Origin of the sequence: Streptomyces sp. V4I23 (genome assembly GCF_030817975.1) — a bacterium.
GTDB lineage: Bacteria > Actinomycetota > Actinomycetes > Streptomycetales > Streptomycetaceae > Streptomyces.
Genome location: NZ_JAUSZW010000004.1, coordinates 7,203,185 through 7,223,487, shown reverse-complemented (window position 1 = coordinate 7,223,487; position 20,303 = coordinate 7,203,185). Strand labels below are relative to the sequence as shown.

The following is a 20,303-nucleotide window of genomic DNA, read 5'->3' as shown; positions in this document are numbered from 1 at the left end:
GTGCCGATGACGGGGGCGGGTGAGGACATGGGTACGTACGAGGGAGCCGGGGAGGCCCACGCGCTGACGTCGGCGATCCGCGAGGTCCTGTCCCGCATCGACGCGCACGCGGCCCGCGCGGGCCGCGCGGAGCGCGGCGGTGCTGCCACGGGGTCGCCCGACCCGGGCGGGCATCGCCGGCCGGGCGCCGACACCGGGGCTGCGACGGGGTCGCCCGTGCAGGGCGGGACGGCGACCGCTTCCCCCGCGCCGGGCGGGGCGGGGGAAGTTGCCCCTGCCCGCCGCCAAGGCGCGCGCGGCGGTGCCGCCGCGTTTCCCCAGGGCGCGGCAGGCCGCACCGCACGCGGCGGTGCGCCGACAGACGACGCCGGGCGCAGCCGCGAGGACGCTGCCCGTGCAGCCGCCGACACCGACGAGGCGAGCAACGCCCCATCAGGCGACGCCAGCACCGGCCGAGCGACGCTCGACGGCAAAGCAGAGCCCACCGCACTCGGCGGTGGACCCGCCGGGGCCAGCCGAGCCGAGCTCGAAGGCGAGGCCGACCGCCGTAAGGAGGCTGCGCACGCAGCCGCCGACACCGACGAGTTGAGCAGCAACGCGTCCGGCGACGGGCCGGCAGCCGTCGCACCCGCACCCGCACCCGCGACTGCCGCACTCGACGCGCTCGTCGCGTGCTTCGGGCTCAGCCCGTTCGAGCGCGACATCGTGCTGCTCACCGCCGCCGCCGAGCTGGAACCCACCACCGGAGCCCGGTGCGCCGCCGCCTGTGGTGATCCGGAGCGGGCGCATCCCACGTTCTCCCTCGCCCTCGCCGCCCTGCGCGAGCCGCACTGGAGCGCGCTCACTCCCGTCTCCCCCCTGCGGCGCTGGCGCATCGTCGAGCTCGACGACGAGACCCGGCTGACCACCTCCCGGCTGCGGCTCGACGAGCGCATCCTGCACTTCCTGGCCGGCTCGCCGTATCTGGACGCCCGGCTGCACGGAATGCTCCGCCGTGCCGCCGTACCCGACTCGCTGCCCGCCTCCTACGACCTCGCGGCCGAGCGCGTCGCGGCGGGCTGGGCGGGCGCGCCGCTGCGCGTCGAGCTGGTCGGCGGGGACATGCGCACCCGCGCGGACATCGCCGCCGCGGCCGCCCGCCGCCGCGGACTCGGCCTGTACGAGGTGGCCGCGGAAGACATCCCCACCGGCGCCGCCGAGCGCGACAGGCTCGCGCGGCTGTGGCAGCGGGAGGCGATCCTGCTGCCCGCCGCGCTGCTCGTGGAGGTGGGCGACGTGGACCGGGAGCAGGCCGCGGCCGTCGACGCGTTCGTCGAGAGCGCGGCCGTACCGCTCGTCGTCTCGGGCTCCGAGCCGCGCCGGACGGCGCGTGCGCGGGGCGAACGCGTCCTCGTACCGCCGCTGGACGCCGACGAGCAACTCGGCGTGTGGACCGACGCGTTCGCCGGCGTCCCGGAGGTGTCGGAGGACGACCTGCGCGACCTGGTCGCCCAGTTCTCCCTGCCGCCGCACCTCGTGCGGTCCGCCGGCGCGGCCGTGGCACGCGACCTGCCCGGCGAGGACGAGCTCGACGCCACGGACCTCGCCTGGCGCGCCGGCCTCACCGAGGCCCGGATGGGCATGGACGAACTCGGGCGGCGGATCGAGCCCCAGGCCGACTGGGGCGATCTGGTCCTCGCCGACCGGCAGTTGAGGGTCCTGCGCGAGATCGTGGCGCACGTACGGCAGCGCCCCACCGTCTACCAGGAGTGGGGCTTCGCCGACACCCTGCGCCGCGGACTCGGCGTCACGGCCCTGTTCGCCGGCGGCTCCGGCACCGGCAAGACGCTGGCCGCCGAGGTGATGGCGAAGGAACTCGGCCTCGACCTGTTCATCATCGATCTGTCGCAGGTGGTCAGCAAGTACATCGGCGAGACGGAGAAGAACCTGCGCCGGGTGTTCGACGCCGCCGAACGCGGCGGGGCGCTGCTGCTGTTCGACGAGGCCGACGCGCTCTTCGGCAAGCGCAGCGAGGTCAAGGACAGCCACGACCGCTACGCCAACCTCGAGGTGAGCTACCTGCTCATGCGGATGGAGGCGTACCGCGGGCTCGCGATCCTGACCACGAACATGAAGCAGGCGCTGGACACGGCGTTCATGCGCCGTATCCGCTTCGTCGTCGACTTCCCGTTCCCGGGCGAGAGCGAGCGCGCGGAGATCTGGCGCCGCGTGCTGCCCGCGCGTGTCCCGATGAAGGACGTCGACCCGCAGCTGCTGGCGCGGCTGACGGTCGCGGGCGGCTCCATCCGCAACATCGCGCTCTCGGGGGCGTTCCTCGCCGCCGAGGAGGGCGACCGGTTGCAGATGCGGCACATGCTCGAGGCCGCGCGCACCGAATACCTCAAGCTGGACCGCTCCCTGACACCCTCGGAGGTCCACGGATGGGTCTGAACGAGGCACCGCGCGAGACGTCGGTGCGGGTGGACATCGGTGAGCTGGTGCTCGACGGCTTCGGCCGGGGCGTGGACCCGGAGCGGGTGTCGGCGGCCTTCGAGGCCGAGCTGGCCCGGCTGGTGCGGGAGCGGGGCGTGCCGATCGCCGCGGACGGGGGCCGTGCGCTGGACGGCCTGGCGGGTCTGCCGCCGCTGCCCGCGACCGCTTCGGCCCGCCGGCTGGGCCAGGAGCTGGCCCGCGCCGTGCACGCGGGTCTGGCGGGCAGGGGCGAGGTGACACGATGAGCACCTCCCACTCCCAGGAGTCGCGGACGGACCAGTCCGGCAAGCGCCGCAAGCGCAAGGACCGGTCGGCCTCGCGTGCGCCCGAGCCGAAGAACATCGTCAGCGGCGCGGGCCAGCCGCTCGACGTGAGCGTGCGGCGCGAGCTGGAGGAGCAGCTCGGGCACGACTTCGGCCGCGTACGGCTGCACACCGACCGGGACGCGGGCGCGCTGACCGAGATGCTGGGCGCGGACGCGGTCGCGGTCGGCCAGGACATCTTCTTCCGCGAGGGCGCCTACCGGCCGGGCACGGCCGACGGGCAGCGACTGCTCGCCCACGAACTCCTGCACACGGTGCAGAACCCGCACGGTCTCGGAGCGCTGCGCGCGGGCCGTGACCTGGGCGCGGTGAGCCTGCCCCAGCAGGCGACGGAGCGCGAGGCGGAGTCGGCGGCGCAGGAGTCCGTGGGGTCCACCCACGAGGCCGGGACGGGTGCGGCCGAAGAGGGCGCGGCCGTGGCGGAGGGACAGGCGACGCCGGGCTGGCTGCGGTACGCGACGGTGGACGCGGACCTCATGCGCGCCGAGCAACTGGACCCCGACACCGTCGTCGACCGGCTGGTCAATGGTGTGCTGCGCTCGCTCAGGGGTGACCCCGCGGACGCTTCGGGAAGGGTCCGACTCCAACTCGCCAAAATGTCCTCGGATTTGCAGGACGCGGTCCTGGACCGCCTGGAGACGAGACTGCCAACGCCGGAACACAGCAAACTGATCGACCTCGTCGACGAGGTGGACCAGGATCCGCTGCCGTTGGGCGCCCTGAGCGCTCCCCACGGAGTCGCCGACACCGTCGAGGAGATCGAGCAGGAACGGCAGAGCGAGGAAGACACCTGGCGAGCCTTGCTCGAACAAGGCGAACAGCTCGAGAACGACCGCATCCGCGCAGCCCAGCGGCGCAAGGCGGAGGACCCGAAGACCGACGACGGCGCCGCCGGCGGAGCGCGCGCACCGGAGGACGGCGTCGGCCGGTCCACTCCTGCGGACGGTGGACAGACGGGGGCGGCGCAGCAGGGCCGGCGGGGCGAGCAGGTGCAGCAGGATGCCACCGAGGCGAAGTCGCTGCGGATGGAAGGGAAGTCCGAGGGCGCGGACAAGAGCCCTGGTGGCGCCCAGGACACGGGCGCCACTCGCGACGGGAAGGACGGTCCGCCACAGGCGGAGTCCGAGCAGCCACAGGGTTCCGCGAAACCGCGTCGGGCCGAGGACAAGACAAAGGAATCGTCCGCCCTCCAGGCCGGTGCCATGCGTCCCGAGCCCGTCGACAAGAGCGCTGCCGAACGCAACGAGGCTCGGACACCCGCCGAGCGGGAGTCGGATGACGCATCCGGCCAGGGACCTGACAGTGCGGAGTCGAGCGAGGACGAGGGCGGCGGGACCGAGGCCGTCGCGGAGCTGGAGGACATGCTCGCCGACGCAGAGGCAGAGGAGGATGCCGATGCCGACGCTGCTTCCGCAACGGACCAGGATGCCCTCACCCCGGAAGCACTCGACGCATCCACCGACAGCGCGCGCACCCAGCCGGTCGGAAAGGGCTCACCGGGCGGTACGGCGAACCGGCCGTCCGAATCCCGCATGTCCGCCGAGGACGCCGAGGCGTTGGCGTCTTCCCTGGACGAGATGGATGAGGAGGCAACAGCCGAAGCGGAGCCCGAGTCCCCGGAGGCTGACGCGGCGGACTCCGACAGCGACACCGCTGAGAAGGACACGGAGGACGCCGCGCAGTCCAAGGGCGAGGCCCAGGACCGTGAACTTGCCTCTGAGACGGGGAAGGCGAACACCCCTGCCATCGATGACGCCGGACAGGAGGGTACGACGCCTTCGGGTTCCGGAAAGCTGGCGAAGGCGGAGGACGACGCGCGGGGTCAGGCCGCTCCCGCCGGAGGGAGCGGCGGCGGCGCGGGCTCCGGTACCGGCGGCGCATCGGCAGGAGGCGGGAGTGCTCCGGCGAAGGCGGCCTCCGCCGCCCCGGCTGCGAACGCCGTGGCCGCCGCTCCCGCCCCTGTGCGACCCGCCCCCGGCGGTGACACAGGCGTGACCCCGGCCGCCGATGAGGTCAGGTCGGCGCCTCCACGGGCCGAGGCACCGCCGAAGCACCAGCCCGCGCGACAGGACGACGACAAACCCGTATCGGTAAAGGCGGCTCCGCGGGGGCGCAGCGCCGGCGGAGCGGGAGGCGGCGGTGGCGGCGGCGGCGGCGCGGGAGGCGGTGGCGGCGGTGGCGGCGGTGCGGGCGGTGGCTCGGGTCGGTCGGCGGCGAAGCCGAAGAAGGCCGCATCGGCGCCGAACGTCAGCAATGCCACCCCCGAGGCCGGACTTGCCGCCGCGTCGGGCCTGAAGCCGCACCTCGCGCTGACCACCCTGAAGGGGGTCAACGGCGCGGTCGGCCGCAGCGTCTCGAAGGAACGCGGAGAGCTCAAGGGAGCGCCGCCCACGATGGAGCGGCCCGTGGGCTCGCCGAAGAGCCTGCGCGGGGGCCCGAAGCCTTCGGCACCCGGCTCGTACACGACGCAGCGCGTCGGTGAAACCGAAGCTGCTCAGGGCAGCACCCCGGAGATCAAGGGCGAGAAGACGCCGAGCGGTGAACTGCCCGGCGGGGACGCGAAGGAGCCGAGCTGGTGGGACATCGGCAAGACGATCGCCTTCGCGCTGGGCAAGAAGGTGCTGTCCAAGCTTCTGCCGCTCGACAGACTCATGGGCTCGATCGACGACCTGCCGACGACGGACAAGGGACTGCAGGGCGCGAAGGTCGGTGACGCACCCAAGCTGCCGTTGAAGGACGACTCCGACCCGGAGCGAACGGGCAAGCAGGCCAAGCTCCTTGAAGACAAGAGCGCCGAGCTCCACGCCTCCGGCCGCGACGACGCGGCACGGCCTATGGGCGAGGATCAGATCTTCCCGGATGTGCCGAAGGAAACCCTGACCGCGAAGATCGGCGGTGGGAAGCGGCCGGGCAGCGAGGGTGGCGGACCCGCCGGTGCCCCCGGCGCCGGGCTGCCCGTCGAAGCCGTGTCGGCGGTGGCCGAGCACGAGCAGGGTCCTCAGATCAAGCACGCCTTCGGGCAGGCGCGGCAGAAGATGACGGCTGCCCGCAAGGAGAAGGAGACCAAGGCCGGCCAGGACCGGCGGCAGTACCAGCGCAACGTCAAGCGCGAGATCGACATCAGCATCAAGGAGCAGGCGACCGCCCGCGATCGGGGCCGTTCAGAGATCACAAGGTCCCGCGCGGGCTGGCGCAAGGAACAGGACGACAAGCTCAGCGAGATAGACGGCAAGAAGGGCAAGCAGTACACCCAGGCCCGCAAGGACATCAAGGAAAAGCAGGAGAAGACCGACAGCGACGTCGACCAGCGTACGAAGGACGACCAGAAGAAGATCGACGACCAGCGCACCGGGGCCGAGAAGGAGGTCGTGCGGAAGCGCGACGAGGAGAAGAAGGACTCGCGGAACTGGTTCGAGAAGGGCCTGGACTGGATCAAGGAGCAGTTCAACAAGCTCAAGAAGGCCATCAAGGACGTCTTCGAGAAGGCCCGCAATCTGGTCAAGGGAGTCATCGAGGAATTCAAGAAGCAGGTCTTCACATTCATCGACGAAGCACGCAAGTGGGTCATCGACAAGATCAACAAGTTCGCCGATGCACTCATCCGTCTCGGTGACGAACTGCTCAAGGACTACCCCGCGATGCGGGACAAGTGGCGCAAGACCATCAACGGTCTGCGCGACGCCGCGGTCAAGAAGGTCAACGAGGTCGCGGACAAGCTCAAGGACATCGCGGGCAAGCTGATCGACGCCTTCGGCGACATACTGCTGGCCGGCCTCGACCTCCTGGAGAAGGGTCTCCTGACCGCGGTGAGCATCGCGGAGACGGTCACCGTCAAGGCCATGGAGATGGGCGCCGCGCTGCTGAAGGGCCTGGGCGAGTGGGCGGCCATCGCAACAGACATCCTCAGCGACCCCGGTGGCTGGATCGGCAAGGCCAAGGACGCTGCGGTCACCGGTGCCAAGCAGCACCTCTTCACAGAGATCAAGGCCGCGGTCAAGGAGTGGTTCAACCAGAAGGTCCAGCAGCTCATCGGCATCCCGATGGAGATGTTCAACCGACTGGTGAAGGGCGGCACATCCAAAGAAGAGATGGCCAAGATGGCCTGGGACGCGGCGCTTCCACAACTGCCCCTGATCATCGGCGAACTGATCGTGACCAAGGTCGTCGCGAAGCTGATCCCGGGTGCGGGCTGGGTCATGGCCATCATCGACGCGCTGAAGACGGCGTACGACGCGCTCGGCGCCATCCTGCGTGCGTTCGGGATGTTCATGACGTTCCTCAAGTCCGTCAAGAGCGGAAACGGAGCTCTGCCGTTCGCCAAGGCGGTCGCCTCCGGTGTGGTCGCCCTGCTGGAGCTCATCTACCAGTGGCTGGTGAGCGGGGTCGGGAAGTATCTGGGCAAGGTGGGGAAGGCACTGCGCGATCGCGCGGGCAAGTTGGGCGGGAAGGACAAGGGGCCGGACCCGAAGAAGGACCAGGACAAGGATCCGAAGAAGGAGCAGGAAAAGAATCCGGAAAGGGATCCGAAGACCGGCCCACCCCGCCGGCAGGAGCCGGCGCCCCGCCCCGCACAGCCCACGCGCCCCAAGCGAACGGAAGAGCCTCCGGCTCCGGGCCGCAAGACCGAGCAGCCTCCGGCCAAGGACAAGGACAGGAACAAGGAGGACGACGACCGGTCGCCCACCTCGAGGCCCAGGCCCGTCGACCGCACGGACCCGAGGCGCCCGGACAACCGCGACGGCGGCCCCGGCTCGCGCCGCCCGGGCGACAGGCGCCCCGACGGGAAGCGCCCCGACCCGGCCAAACCCAAGGACAAGGACCCCGGGTCACGCAAGCCCGCCAAGGACGGCAAGCGCCCCAACAAGGATGCACCGGGCCAGAAGCGCAAGCCGGCGGACAGCAAGCAGAAGCCGAAGAAGCCGAGCCTCCTGAGCCGGGTCCGCGACGCGGTGAGGAACGCCCTGGCGAAGGTGCGCAAGGCGCTGCGGCGACTGGGGAACAAGGCTCGGCAGCTGCTGAACAAGCTGAAGAACTTCGCGCGGCGGCTGAAAGAGTTGTGGCGTCGCCTCAAGAATCGGCTGCGGCGTGCCGCTGATCGTCGGCGAGACAAGCGGCGGCCTGACGAGCGTGACACCAAACAGCCTGTCGACCTGCCCAAGGTCCCCTTCACCGATGCTGACGACGGCGAACACCACATGCTGAGGTTCCACGGCCGCGGGCCACGAGCCCCCCTCTACATCCACAGCGACCCAAAGGAAGTTCCGCCGTTCCTCGACGACTGGGAGAAGGATCTCGGCAAGCCCGAGGCCAAACCGTACAAAGCCGCGCAGCAGAAGCATCTCAGCGCGGCCAATAAGGCCTACGAGGTTGTCGAGAAGATTCATGCGACCACACCTTCCTCCGCAACCGAAGAAGAGCTGAAGCGCCTGAAGCGGCAGCGACTTGCCGCCCTTGAAAGGGAAATGCGAGGCTTTGCAGGCGAAGCGAGGAAACGCGAGTACTTCGACATCCCGAAGGACAAACTCCAGGACTTCAGCGATGTAAACCTGTCCAGTGACAAAGACAGGCGACCGAACGAGAGTCATGAATCCAGGTACATAGGAACGCCAACGAAGACGGCCTTCGGCGGCAGCGGCCAGGAAGCCGGCGACGCCAAGTGGGACCAACCCCCCGGCTGGCTCGACGTGACAGACAACCGAGGCCTGGGCGAGGGAGGCCTGTGGGTTCGCATGCATCTGCTGCCGGAACGATTGGGCGGCAAGGCCTCCGGCAACAACCTGGTGCCGGCCCGCGGGTCGATGAACAAGGAGTTCTACCAGGACATCGAGAAGGAGGCCTACAACGCGATCCCTTCGCCCTTCAAAATCATCTGGTACAAGTCCGGCGCTCGGTTCGCGCATCCGAATCAACCTCAAATACCGAGCTACATATGGGCCGAATACGGTGGCTACGAAAAGATAAGGGGCACCGGAAAGGACCGGAGAGATTGGCGGGAACTCGGCCGAACGAAGTACAAGGGCGAGTACCACAAGCGCATCGCGGACAACGAGAAGAGCCGCCTGGAGATCCGCAAGGTCGGCAGTCCGACCGTCTACGGCAGACTACTCGAACGCAATTGGCCGAATCTGGCCACACACTTCGTCGATGCTCGCAACTGGCTCTACAGCCACTCCGATCCAAGCGTGCGGACAACATTCAAGAGCCCCTCGGATGTCAGAGAGGGACTGAAGAAGTACAAGCGGGAGGTAAAACCGGGGATCAGCTTGGAAGGCCTCTCGACCCTGACCAGGAACCTGAGCAAACTAGACAGAGCCAATGAAGTGGACTGGGGATGACAGGAAACGAAGACTCGACCGTCGCGTTCCCCTTCGAAAGGCGCTGCGAGAAGGCGCTTCTCGAGCTGAAAGACGCGACTGGGATCGATGTGAACAAAGCCCACTTCGGCGATGTATCACCGTTGCTCAGCGATCCTGCGAGCGTTTTCGAGAGCATGGCCGAAGACGGTCTCCCATTGAGCCAGAAGGTTCGGGAGTACTTCTTCCGACACGATGAGATCACGGCGTGCTGGCGTCTCGAACACGAGGACTCCGTGATGGTCGGAGAGTTTCGGCTTTGTCATGTGATGCGCGCGGTGACGGAGAACTACCTGAGTGACATTTGGGAGAGTGACAACGACCAGCGCGACCTCTACGAGGAGCTGAGGGTTTTCGACGACACGCCGCGTACCGGAACCGGTCGCCTGGCCGCTCTACGAGCGACCGACGGTGCCACCGACCCCGAGATCTGGTTCTTCGACCTGCGCGAAGGCGCCATGAAGATGGAATTGGACTACGCGGGCTATCTGGAGGCCGTACTCACCACAAAAGGGGTGCTCGGCTGGCAGTACCTGTTCTGCGCGCCCGAGGACTGCGGCACGGGATTCGCATCCGTCGCGAACAGGCTCAACGAAATGCTGACGACCCTGCCGCGACTGTTCCCCGACTACGACTACTCAGAACTGCGCGCCCGACTGGAGGCCCGCCTGTGACCCGCTACCCCGACATCCCCAAACCCATCCGCTCCGGCATCGTCGTCGTCGACCCCGACCGCGGCACCCCCCAGCGCATCATCATCCTCCAGTTCAATCCCGACACCCTCGAGCGCAGCCTCTCCCCCCAGTCCGCCGGAACCGGCGGGGATTCCGGCGGGGGTGGCAGCGGGTCCGGGGACAGGAACGAGGCCCTTCGGCTGAAGGGGCCCGCTCAGGAGTCGTGGAAGTTCACCGCCGAGATCGACGCCACCGATCAGTTCGACGTCGCCGCTCCCGACGGGATCCATCCCGAGCTCGCCACCCTCGAGATGCTCGTGCATCCCACCAGCGAGCAGCTTCAGGAGGCCTCACGCAAGACCAAGAAGGGGACCATCGAGATCACACCCATGGAGATGCCGCTCACCCTCTTCACCTGGGGGAGCAAGCGCGTCATGCCCGTGCGGCTCACCGAGCTGTCCATCAACGAGTCCGCGTTCGATGTGAATCTGAATCCCATTCGGGCGTCTCTCAGCATCGGCATGAAGGTCCTCAGCGTCAGCGATCTGCCCGCCGGGCACCGCGGCGCCGATCTGTACATGGCGCATCTCGCGCAGAAGGAACGGCTCGCCAGGGCCGCGCGCAGCGGCGGGCTCGCCGCGTTGGGGCTGGGCGGGCGCGGCGGCGTCATGGGGAGGAGCTGAAGGACATGGCAGACATCGAGCCGTACGAGAGTGCTCTGGACGCGATACCCGGGGCGCACCCGTATCCCCGCTCCAGCCGTTACCACGATGTCGAGATCGGGGTTCATCGGGCCGAGGACGGCACCGAAGTGCGATACGCCAAGCGGCGGTTGCTGCCGCCGCTGCCAGAAACTGGCGACGTCGCCGAGCACACCGTCAGCGCCGGCGAACGGCCCGACCTTCTCGCCCAGCGGTACTTCGGCGATCCGGGCCAGTGGTGGCAGATCGCGGACGCCAATCCCGTTCTCGATCCCGCCGAGCTGACGGACGAGGCGGGCCGGGTCATCCGGGTCCCGTATGCCGGCGGGTTCCCCGGGTCGGGGGCTCCGTATGTCTGACCAGCACATCGGGCGCGGTCCCGTGCACATCACGCTGGAGATGGGGCCGTTGCTGACGCGGCCGGTGCCGCCCGAGGTCGTGGAGGCGCTGCTGTCCGCGCAGATCACCGCGACCGCCGGTGAACGCAGCGGTTTCCAGATCGCGTTCGACCTCACCAAGCAGGGCACGCTGTCCAAGCGGCTGCTGCCGGAGGGGTTCTTCGACCCGAAGACGCGGGTGATCCTCTCGGTGAGTGTGAAGGGGACTCCCGAGGTGCTGCTGGACGGGCTGATCGTGCGGCAGGAGGTCGGTGCGAGCAACCAGCCGGGGCATTCGACGCTCACGGTGACGGGTGAGGACCTGACGATCCTCATGGATCTCGAGGAGCACACGGACCGTTATCCGAATCTGCGGCCCTCGGAGCGGGTGCAGCGGATCCTGGGGAAGTACGCCGGCTACGGGATCGAGCCGCGGGTCTTCCAGGAGAAGATCGAGCAGCCGCCGCGGGAGCAGTTGCGGGTCGAGTACCAGACCGGGACCGATCTGGGGTACGTGAACGATCTGGCGCGGGCCAACGGTTACATCTTCTATCTGGAGCCCGGTCCGCGGCCGGGCCGTTCCACGGCGGTGTGGGGTCCGGAGATCCGGATCGGGGACCGTCAGCACGCGCTGAACGTCAACATGGACGTCAACTCGACCGTGGACCAGTTGACGTTCGCGTACGACGGGACCGCGCGGGAGGAGCCGCAGGCCCGCGTGCAGAACCCGGCGACCCGCGACTCGGTGCTGCTGCCGCAGCCGGACATCGGTCCGCTGCGCCCGCCGCTGGGGCGGCGTGCGACGCCGGCGCTGAAGCGCCGGACTCTGTCGGGCACGGCGAAGAAGGAGTCCGAACAGGCGCAGGCCGAGCTGCTGGCGCGGGCCGCGCTGTCCGCCGACGCCATCTCCGGTTCCGGGTCGCTCGACGTCAACCGGCACGGGTACATCCTGCGGCCGCGCGAGCTGGTCGGGGTGCGCGGGGCCGGGGTGACGTACGACGGCGACTACTACGTCAAGTCCGTCACGCACAACATCAGGCCCGGCTCCTACCAGCAGAACTTCACGCTCTCGCGCGAGGGGCTGATCGCCCGGAGCAGCACCGTTCGGCCTTGAGGAAGGCTTGAGGAAAGGTTCAGGGAAACGTCGCATGGCAGCAGGAGGGAACAACCGGTTCCTCGGCAAGTTCCGGGGGCGGGTGGTGAGCAACGACGACCCGCTGAAGATCGGCCGGGTCACGGTCAAGGTGCCGGATGTGCTCGGTGACGAGACGTCCACGTGGGCGCTGCCCTGTCTGCCGTTCACGGGCCGCGGGTCGGGGCAGTATGTCGTCCCCGCCGAAGGGGCGGGTGTGTGGGTGGAGTTCGAGCAGGGCGATCCGAGCTACCCGATCTGGACGGGGTGCTGGTACGGGGACCGCTCCGAACTGCCGCCGGACGCACTGACGGGCGGACCCGCGCACCAGAACGTGGTGATCCAGACCTCCGACCGGCACAAGTTCGTGATGGGTGACGTGCCGGGGGGCAACGGGATCCGGCTCCAGGCCGCGACCGGGGCGTACATCCAGGTCGATGAGAAGGGCGTGACCATCGCCAACGGTCAGGGCGCTTCGGTCGTCCTCAGCGGCGCCGAGGTCGACATCAACGACGGCCGGCTGATCGTGCCGGGCAAGCAGTGACCACGCACGGCAGCGACCACACAACGGGGAGAGAAGTCTTGTCCGGACACTCCGGTAACTCCGGCGTCTGCATCAGCGCCGCCTCGGCGATGCACTGTCCGCACGGCGGCCGGGTGTTCGCCGCGTCGGCGGCCGGTGCGGTGCGCGTCGACGGGCATCCCGTCCACACGGCCTTGGACGTGTTCGCCGTGACCGGTTGCGCCCACACCGTGGACGGTGTGCCGCAGCCCTGCACCAGCGCCCGTTTCGATCCGCACGCCAGGGGTGTGCTGGTGGACGGCGTGCCGGTGCTCCTGGACACCACGGCCGCGCAGTGCTTCGGCGCCGCGCTCGTGCCGCAGGGACCGGTGGTCGTCTCCGCCGGACGACAGGGAGTGATGTGCCGATGAGGGCCGTACGCAGTGACATCGCGTTTCCGTTCCGCGGCGACCGGCGGGGGCGTACCGCGCATGCCGCGTACGACGAGCATGTGCGCGATCTGATCGAGCAGTTGCTGTTCACCAGCCCCGGAGAGCGGGTCATGCGCCCCGACTTCGGCTGTGGGCTGCTGGACCTGGTCTTCACCCCGAACAGTCCCGAACTGGCCTCCGCACTGGAGCTTTCGGTGCAGGCGTCGTTGCAGCGCTGGCTGGGTGAGCTGATCGAGGTGGAGTCGCTGGACGTGGTGAGCGAGGAGAACGTGGTCCGGGTGTATCTGCGCTATTCGGTGCGCGCCACCGGGAGCCTGCGCGACGAGGTGTTCGAGGGGAGCGGGCCCGCATGAGCGGCGTGGAGGAGTTGGTCTGCCGCGGCGACGGCAGGCGTGGGAAGGTGCGCGCGGCGCAGCTCGGCGGCGTGGACGCGGTGGAGGTGGGTGACGACGGGCTGACGCTGACGGTCACATTCCTCGGCAAGGCGCCGCACGGGCTGTGCCCCGAGAACATCCGCATCGACGGTGGACGGCGGGTCACCGGGATCGAGGCCGTCGACGTCGTCGTGGAGCGGGAGGAGGACCCGGAGCTCGACGACCGGCTGCTGGTGACGCTGGACCGCACCGGGGACACGAGCCGGTACCGGCTGTCGGTGGTGGACACCGATCCCTACGGGCGACCGGGGACGGAGCCGTTCCCCGGTTTCGACCAGCGGTACTTCTCGGCCGGGTTCGCGTTCCGGCCGGACTGCCCCACCCCGTTCGACTGCAAGGACGAGCCGGGCGACTGCCCGCCGGACTTCCCGGCCGCCCCCGTCGTCGACTACACGGCGCGCGACTACGACACGATCCGCCGGCTGATCCTGGACCGGCTCGCGCTGACCACTCCCGACTGGGTGGAGCGCAACCCGGCCGATCTCGGTGTCACGCTGGTGGAGCTGCTGGCGCACACCGCCGACCGGATCAGCTACCAGCAGGACGCGGTCGCGACGGAGGCGTATCTCGACACCGCGCGGCGGCGAGTGTCGGTGCGCCGGCATGTGCGGCTGATCGACTATCCGATGCACGACGGGTGCAACGCCCGCGCGTTCGTCACCGTCGAGGTGGCGCGCGAACTGACCCTGCTGCCGGGCGCGTTCCGGTTCGCCGCGGTCGACGTCGCGCGGCTCGGCCCGAGGGACCGGCCCGAGATCGGCACGGTGATCGACGACCGGGATCTGGCGGTCCTCGGGGAGCGCGGGTCGGTCGAGGTGTTCGAGCCGGTCGTGGCTGCCGAGCCGCTGGTGCTGCGCCCGGCGCACAACACCATCGGATTCTGGACCTGGGGCGGCGAGGTGTGCTCGCTGCCGAAGGGGGCGACGTCGGCGACGCTGCGCGACGCGTGGGCCGACGAGGAGTGCTCCGTCAGGGAGTTGTGTCTCGCGCCGGGCGACCTGCTGCTGATCGAGGAGGTGCGCGGGCCGGTCTCGGGCACGCCCGGTGACGCCGACCCGGCGCACCGGCAGGCGGTGCGGCTCACCTCCGTCACCCCGGTGGTGGACGCGTTGTGCGACCAGCCGGTGCTGGAGGTCGCATGGGCGCAGGAGGACGCGCTCACGTTCCCGGTGTGCCTGTCCACGCGGGGCGGCAGGGACTGCGAGCCGGTGGCCGACGTGAGTGTGGCGCGCGGCAACGTGGCGCTCGTCGACCACGGGCGTTCCCTGACGTTCTGCGAGGGCACGGCGGAGACGGTGACCGTGCCGGCCGAGCCCGCCGTCCTCGGCTCGTGCGATCCGTCCGGCTTCGGCTGCCCGGACCGGGACGCGGGGAACGCCGTCGCGGACCTGATCGGTGCGCGCCTGGACCAGACGCGGCACGGCAGGCTGCTGACCGCCGGTCAGATACGGGAATTGTTCGCGGTCGTCGGCGAGGACGCGACCGGCCGGGCCGGTCTGGGTCTGGAACTGGCGGGCCGGCGGCGCGAGAAGGTCGTGCCGGGCACCGCGTACGAGCAGGCGGAGGCGCTGGAGACGCTGCTGGCGCAGGTCGTGTATCCGGGCATCCGCCCGCGGTTCCGTCCGGTGCTGCACCGCTCCCCCGTGGTCCAGTCGGTGCCGTTCCCGCTGTCGGCGCACGTGTCGGGCGGGCAGGCGGCCCGGCTGTCGGCGATTCCGGAGCGGGTGCGGCAGCGGCTGGTGGAGCTGTGGCGCAGCGCCCGTGACCGCGACGGTCTGACCGAGCCGGAGATCGCCGAGCTGACGGTTCTGTTCGGGCTGAAGGTGCTCGAACGGCTGGAGCTGCGCCGCCGGCCGGTGCCCGCCCTGCGGGAGCTGCTGCACCGCAGCGAGCGGCTGCTGGCCTCGAAGCTGCGGCGGCTGGAGGTGCTGACGGCCCGGGCCCGGGCGGGCGCCGTTCTCGACGGCGGGATCGCCTGGGAGGTCGCGCACACCTGGGGTCCGGTGTACGCGGCGGGGCTGCACCCGGACGAGCCGGAACTGCGCGGCCCCGCGGCGGCCCTCGTCCAGGACCCGCGTCAGGCGCTGCCCGCGGTGCGGGTGGTCGACGCGGAGCGGGACGAGGAGTGGACGGCTCGGCGTGACCTGCTGGCGAGCGGGAAGCGTGACCGGCACTTCGTCGGGGAGCTGGAGGACGACGGCCGGATCGCGCTGCGGTTCGGCGACGGGCGGCACGGGGCGCGGCCGCGGCCGGGCGCCCGTCTGGAGCTGCACTACCGGCTCGGCGGCGGCACGGCGGGCAACGTGGGCGCGGAGGCCATCAACCACCTCGTCCTGTGCCGGGATCCGCACGCGACGGACGCGGGCGAGGCGATGCCGGTGGCGGGGGTGCGCAATCCGCTTCCGGCGGTGGGAGGCACCGAGCCGGAGCCGCTGGAGCAGGTACGTCAGCTCGCACCGCTGGATCTGCGGCGTTCGCGGCTGCGCGCGGTGACCGCCGACGACTACGCCGCGCTGGCGTCGGCGCTGCCGGGTGTGCAGCGGGCGGCGGCGGAGATCCGCTGGACGGGCAGTGTGCAGGAGGCCCATGTGGCCGTGGACGCCCTGGGCGCGGGTGAGCCGTCGCAGCGGCTGCTCGACTCGGTGGCGTACGCGCTGGAGTCGTACCGGCGCATCGGGCACGACCTGGTGGTGGGCCCGGCGCGCATGGTGCCGCTGGACATCGCGCTGCGGGTGTGCGCGGCGCCCGGCCACCAGCACGGGCAGATCCTCGCCGAGCTGCACCGGCTGCTGGGCAGCCGGCGGCTGCCCGGCGGGCGGCTCGGCTTCTTCCACCCCGACGCGCTGTCGTTCGGCGAACCGGTGCGGCTGAGCCGCCTGGTGGCCGCGGCGGCGGCCGTGCGGGGCGTGGAGAGCGTACGGGTGACCAGGCTGGCCCGGCTCTTCGACGCCGGGCCCGCGCAGGAGACGGACGACACGGCACTGGAGGCAGGCGTGCTGCGGCTCGGCCCGCTGGAGATCGCGCGTTGCGACAACGACCCCGACCGGCCCGAGAACGGGCTGCTGTCCATCGAGATCGGCGGAGGTGCGCGATGAGCGGCACGTGCGGCTGCGGCTGCGGCGGGCACGACGAGCGCCGCGCCCCGCGGGCCCTGTACAACCCTCCGGGCCGGGACGCGCTGGACTACCGCGTGGGCGAGTACGGCTCGTTCCTGGCGGCCATGCTGGACCGGCTGGCCTCGCCCGCCTATCCGGCGCTGCGCGGGCTGACGGTCCGTACGCTGGACGATCCGGCGATCGGGCTGCTGGACGCGTGGGCGGTGGTCGGTGATCTGCTGACCTTCCATTCGGAGCGGATCGCGGACGAGGCGTACCTGCGCACCGCGAACGAGCACCGCTCGCTGGCGCTGCTGGGCAGGCTGGTGGGGCACCGGCCGCGGCCGGGCATCGCGGCGGACACGCATCTCGCGTACACCCTGGACCGGGATCCGCGGGAGCCGGAGCTGTCGGTGGTGATCCCCCGGGGTGCGCGGAGCAACAGCGTGCCCACCTCCTCCAACGAGCAGTCGCAGGTCTTCGAGACGAGCGAGGACCTGGTGGCGCGGGCGGCGTGGAACGAGCTGGCGGTGCGCCGGCGCAGGCCCTCGCTGCTGACGCCCGACGATCTCGGGCGGCGGTCGGAGATCTTCGTCGCGGGTACGTCCACGGGGCTGAACACGGGTGACCGGCTGCTGTTCGTGTTCGCCGGTGAGGAGGGCGGGCCGGCGGGGCAGCGGCTGCTGCTGCCGGTCGCGCGGGCCCGGGTGGACCGCGACGACGACGTGACCGCGGTCGCGCTGCCGCGGTCCGCGCCGCCCACGCTCGGCGAGCTGGTGGACGAGCTGCGCCGGTGGATCACGGAGGACGACCGGGCGACCGAGGACGGCGCACCCGCGCCGGACAACCCCAATCCGCGTCCCGTCAGCCGGTACATCGAGGAGTTCGACGCGCAGGTGCTCGCCCCGCTGCGGGCCGGCCTCGACACCGTCACCACACCCGCCGCGTTCGCGTCCCTGCTCGCCGGTCCGCACGAACGGCTCGCCGAGGCGCAGGCGGTGGCCGCCGCGTACGAGGACGTGACGGCCTGGTTCGAGCAGTTGGAGGCCGTGGTCGGCGATCTGCGTGAGCGGGCGGCCGATCTGGAGCCGTCCCGGCCGGCGCCGCGGCCCGAGGAGCAGGTGTCCGGCGGCGCCGCGGCCCTGCGGGCGCTGGGCGCGGTGCTGCCCGCGCTGCGCACCCGTGACGTGCGGCCGGGCGCGGGCGCACGGGCGCTGCCCGAGGGCCGGCTTCCGGCCGCGGGTTCGGAGCTGGGCGCGCAGTTGCTGTCCGCGCTCGACCCCCGGGTGGCCGACGGGATGTACGCGGCGTGGCGGCGGTCCGCCCCGACCGCACCCGCTCTGCTGACCGAGCTGCAGGCGATGCGGGTGACGGCGGCGCCGTTCGGTGCGACGGCTCCGCTGCGGCCGGTGCAGGACGAGCGCGGCCGGGTGGTCTGGCAGGCGGACTGGCCGTTGACGGGCGCGGCGCTGACGACGATGCGGATCGTGTACGACCCGTCGGGGCGGGTGCCGCAGCGTGCCGAGTTCCAGCACACCGAGACGGGCTCGTCGGTCCAGGTGGCCGAGAACCTGCCGGCGGATAAGTCGTTCGAGCTGGGGCCCGGAAGGATCACGCTGCGCACGCGGTCGGGCCAGGACCACGATCTGAGCTGGCTGAGCAGGCGGCCCGCGGACTCCCAGGAGCCGGGCGTGACGGCACAGCTGTCGGACGGCCTGCCGGAGCGGACGCTGTTCGTGTCCCGTCCCGGTGAGGACGGCCGCGTGCACGTGGCCGTGCAGAACGGCGAGCCGGTGAACTGGCGGCTCGCCCCGGGCGAGCGCCGTCAGGTCCGGCACGGGGGCATGGAGCTGACCGTGAGCTACACGGTGGGCAGCGAGCCGGCGAACGTCGTGGTCGGCATCGCGACGGTGCCGGAGCCGGCGAACCGTCATGTGCTGCCGCTGGACTCGGTGCAGGACTCGGTGACGGTCGGCAGCTGGGTGGCGATCGAGCGTCCCCGCAAGGGCGCGGAGGGGGCGGACGGGATCCCCGGCGACGCGCGGCTGAGCTTCGTCACCACCCGGGTGACGGCTGTGCGCACGGCCGTCTACACCAACTACGGCATCACGGGCCGGGGCACGGAGCTGACGCTGGCCGACCCGTGGCTGGACGAGCACGACGTACTGCTGTCCAACATCCGCGACACCACGGTGCACGCGGGCGGTCAGACCCTGCGGCTCGCGGGCGAGCCGCTCGGCGAGGACGTGCACGGCGACGAGATCGAACTCGCGGAGCTGTACGACGGGTTGCGTCCGGGGCGCCACCTGGTGGTCTCCGGGGAACGGACGGACGTGCTGCCGCAGTCCCCGGCGGCGTCGGGGGTCATGGGCACGGAGCTGGTGGTGATCGCGGATGTGGAGCAGGTGGTCGATCGGCGTCTGCCGGGCGATCATGTGCACACCCGGCTGTCGCTGACGTCGAAGCTGGCCTACCGCTACCGCCGTGACACGGTGCGCGTGCTGGGCAACGTGGTGCCGGCGACACACGGCGAGAGCCGTGACGAGCCGATCGGCAGCGGGGACGCGAACCGGCCGAACCAGACGTTCGCCCTGTGGCAGTCGCCCCTGACGTGGCTGCCTGCCGACACCCCCCTGGGGGCGACGCCCGTGCTGGAGGTCCGTGTCGACGGGCTGCTGTGGCACGAGGTGGACAGTCTCGCCGGGCGCGGCCCGAACGAGAGGGTGTACGTCACGGGCACGACGGCCGACGGCCGTACGACGGTGACGTTCGGCGACGGGGTGCACGGGGCGCGCCTGCCCAGCGGCAGCGAGAACGTCCGCGCCCGCTACCGCTTCGGCACCGGCCGCGCGGCCAACGTCCGGGCGAACCGCATCACCCAGGCCGTCACGCGGCCGCTGGGCGTCACGGGAGTCACCAATCCGCAGCCCGCTACGGGCGGCGCGGACGCCGACGGGCCTTCGCTGACCCGTCGCACGGTGCCGCTCGCGGTGTCCGCGCTCGACCGGCTCGTATCGGTCGCGGACTACGAGGACTTCGCACGCTCCCGGGCAGGGATCGGCCGGGCCGTGGCACGGGAGGTCTTCGACGGCCGCCGGCAGGTGCTGCACGTGACGGTCGCCGGGGTGGACGACATCCCGGTCGCCGGGGACTCCGACGTGCTGCGCGCCCTGCGCTCCTCGCTGGCCGAGTACGGCGACTCGCGCCTGCCGGTGCGGGTGGACGTGCGGGAGCTGGTGCTCCTGCTGATCGCGGCGAAGGTGAAGGTCGCGCCGGACCACAGCTGGCAGGTGGTGGAGCCGAGGCTGCGGCAGGCGCTGCTGCGGGAGTTCGGGCCCGGCCGGCGCGACCTCGGCAGTCCCGCCCAGCTGTCCGACGTGCTGGCGACGGCGCACCGGGTGCCGGGCGTCGACTTCGTCGACGTGGACGTCTTCGGCGGGGTCCCGGCGTCGGTCACGCCCGACGGTCTGACCCGCCTCGCCGAGAGGCTCGCCGAGGTGCGGCCGACGGTCCCGGCACGGCTCGCCGCGTACGACGAGGACGTGCACACGGTCACCGCCGACGAGGGCGAGACCCTGACCGAGGTGGCGGCCCGGTACGGGATCCCGCTGTCCGAACTCCTGCGCCTCAACCCGGACGTCACCGACACCCGGCGGCTGGCGAAGGGGCGCGCGGTGTGCGTCTTCCGCGGCATCCGCCCGGCCCAGCTCGTCCTGCTGTCCCCCCACGTGGCGGACACGCTCATTCTCACGGAGGTCACCGCATGAACACGTACGAAAGGAGCGCCG

12 protein-coding genes are annotated in these 20,303 nt (G+C 71.0%); all 12 read left to right on the top strand.

Annotated elements, in window-relative coordinates:
- The first annotated feature begins 27 nt into the window (after positions 1 to 27).
- The 12 genes from QFZ82_RS35180 to QFZ82_RS35125 are packed head-to-tail and all read left to right on the top strand — an operon-like array spanning position 28 to position 20,282.
- On the top strand, positions 28 to 2,430 hold the full coding sequence (locus tag QFZ82_RS35180) for an AAA family ATPase (protein WP_307716980.1): 2,403 nt from the start codon (positions 28 to 30) through the stop codon (positions 2,428 to 2,430).
- Positions 2,421 to 2,717 carry a hypothetical protein gene (locus QFZ82_RS35175; RefSeq protein ID WP_307716979.1) on the top strand — a complete coding sequence of 99 codons (297 nt, stop codon included), beginning with the start codon at positions 2,421 to 2,423 and terminating at the stop codon, positions 2,715 to 2,717. Before QFZ82_RS35180 ends, QFZ82_RS35175 begins: the two co-directional genes overlap by 10 nt.
- Entirely contained in the window at positions 2,714 to 9,130 is a 6,417-nt protein-coding gene (locus QFZ82_RS35170) for a DUF4157 domain-containing protein (RefSeq protein ID WP_307716978.1), read from the top strand. Before QFZ82_RS35175 ends, QFZ82_RS35170 begins: the two co-directional genes overlap by 4 nt.
- Positions 9,127 to 9,822 (top strand): hypothetical protein, encoded by a 696-nt coding sequence (locus QFZ82_RS35165; RefSeq protein ID WP_307716977.1) that lies wholly within the window; start codon positions 9,127 to 9,129, stop codon positions 9,820 to 9,822. The genes QFZ82_RS35170 and QFZ82_RS35165 overlap by 4 nt, the downstream gene beginning before the upstream one ends.
- Positions 9,819 to 10,505, top strand: a complete 687-nt coding sequence (locus tag QFZ82_RS35160; protein ID WP_307716976.1) for a hypothetical protein — start codon at positions 9,819 to 9,821, stop codon at positions 10,503 to 10,505. Before QFZ82_RS35165 ends, QFZ82_RS35160 begins: the two co-directional genes overlap by 4 nt.
- A gap of 5 nt (positions 10,506 to 10,510) precedes the next feature.
- Positions 10,511 to 10,882 (top strand): hypothetical protein, encoded by a 372-nt coding sequence (locus tag QFZ82_RS35155; RefSeq protein WP_307716975.1) that lies wholly within the window; start codon positions 10,511 to 10,513, stop codon positions 10,880 to 10,882.
- Entirely contained in the window at positions 10,875 to 12,014 is a 1,140-nt protein-coding gene (locus QFZ82_RS35150; protein WP_307716974.1) for a hypothetical protein, read from the top strand. Before QFZ82_RS35155 ends, QFZ82_RS35150 begins: the two co-directional genes overlap by 8 nt.
- Positions 12,015 to 12,048: 34 nt before the next feature.
- The gene (locus QFZ82_RS35145) at positions 12,049 to 12,576 is read left to right on the top strand and encodes a phage baseplate assembly protein V (protein WP_307716973.1); all 528 of its coding nucleotides are present in this window, start codon (positions 12,049 to 12,051) and stop codon (positions 12,574 to 12,576) included.
- A 38-nt stretch (positions 12,577 to 12,614) separates the two neighbouring features.
- Positions 12,615 to 12,965: a hypothetical protein gene (locus tag QFZ82_RS35140; RefSeq protein WP_307716972.1), complete on the top strand. Its 351-nt coding sequence runs from the start codon at positions 12,615 to 12,617 to the stop codon at positions 12,963 to 12,965.
- Complete coding sequence (locus QFZ82_RS35135) at positions 12,962 to 13,339, top strand: GPW/gp25 family protein (protein ID WP_177148429.1); 378 nt, start codon at positions 12,962 to 12,964, stop codon at positions 13,337 to 13,339. The genes QFZ82_RS35140 and QFZ82_RS35135 overlap by 4 nt, the downstream gene beginning before the upstream one ends.
- Positions 13,336 to 16,515 carry a putative baseplate assembly protein gene (locus QFZ82_RS35130; protein ID WP_307716971.1) on the top strand — a complete coding sequence of 1,060 codons (3,180 nt, stop codon included), beginning with the start codon at positions 13,336 to 13,338 and terminating at the stop codon, positions 16,513 to 16,515. The genes QFZ82_RS35135 and QFZ82_RS35130 overlap by 4 nt, the downstream gene beginning before the upstream one ends.
- Positions 16,512 to 20,282: a putative baseplate assembly protein gene (locus tag QFZ82_RS35125; RefSeq protein WP_307716970.1), complete on the top strand. Its 3,771-nt coding sequence runs from the start codon at positions 16,512 to 16,514 to the stop codon at positions 20,280 to 20,282. Before QFZ82_RS35130 ends, QFZ82_RS35125 begins: the two co-directional genes overlap by 4 nt.
- Positions 20,283 to 20,303: the final 21 nt, after the last annotated feature.

Excerpts from the sequence above, each read along its gene's own strand:
- QFZ82_RS35135 (WP_177148429.1), top strand. The coding sequence starts at position 12,962 with ATGAGGGCCGTACGCAGTGACATCGCGTTTCCGTTCCGCGGCGACCGG.
- QFZ82_RS35125 (WP_307716970.1), top strand. The coding sequence starts at position 16,512 with ATGAGCGGCACGTGCGGCTGCGGCTGCGGCGGGCACGACGAGCGCCGC.
- QFZ82_RS35180 (WP_307716980.1), top strand. The coding sequence starts at position 28 with ATGGGTACGTACGAGGGAGCCGGGGAGGCCCACGCGCTGACGTCGGCG.
- QFZ82_RS35165 (WP_307716977.1), top strand. The coding sequence starts at position 9,127 with ATGACAGGAAACGAAGACTCGACCGTCGCGTTCCCCTTCGAAAGGCGC.
- QFZ82_RS35170 (WP_307716978.1), top strand. The coding sequence starts at position 2,714 with ATGAGCACCTCCCACTCCCAGGAGTCGCGGACGGACCAGTCCGGCAAG.
- QFZ82_RS35175 (WP_307716979.1), top strand. The coding sequence starts at position 2,421 with ATGGGTCTGAACGAGGCACCGCGCGAGACGTCGGTGCGGGTGGACATC.
- QFZ82_RS35145 (WP_307716973.1), top strand. The coding sequence starts at position 12,049 with ATGGCAGCAGGAGGGAACAACCGGTTCCTCGGCAAGTTCCGGGGGCGG.
- QFZ82_RS35130 (WP_307716971.1), top strand. The coding sequence starts at position 13,336 with ATGAGCGGCGTGGAGGAGTTGGTCTGCCGCGGCGACGGCAGGCGTGGG.
- QFZ82_RS35150 (WP_307716974.1), top strand. The coding sequence starts at position 10,875 with ATGTCTGACCAGCACATCGGGCGCGGTCCCGTGCACATCACGCTGGAG.
- QFZ82_RS35155 (WP_307716975.1), top strand. The coding sequence starts at position 10,511 with ATGGCAGACATCGAGCCGTACGAGAGTGCTCTGGACGCGATACCCGGG.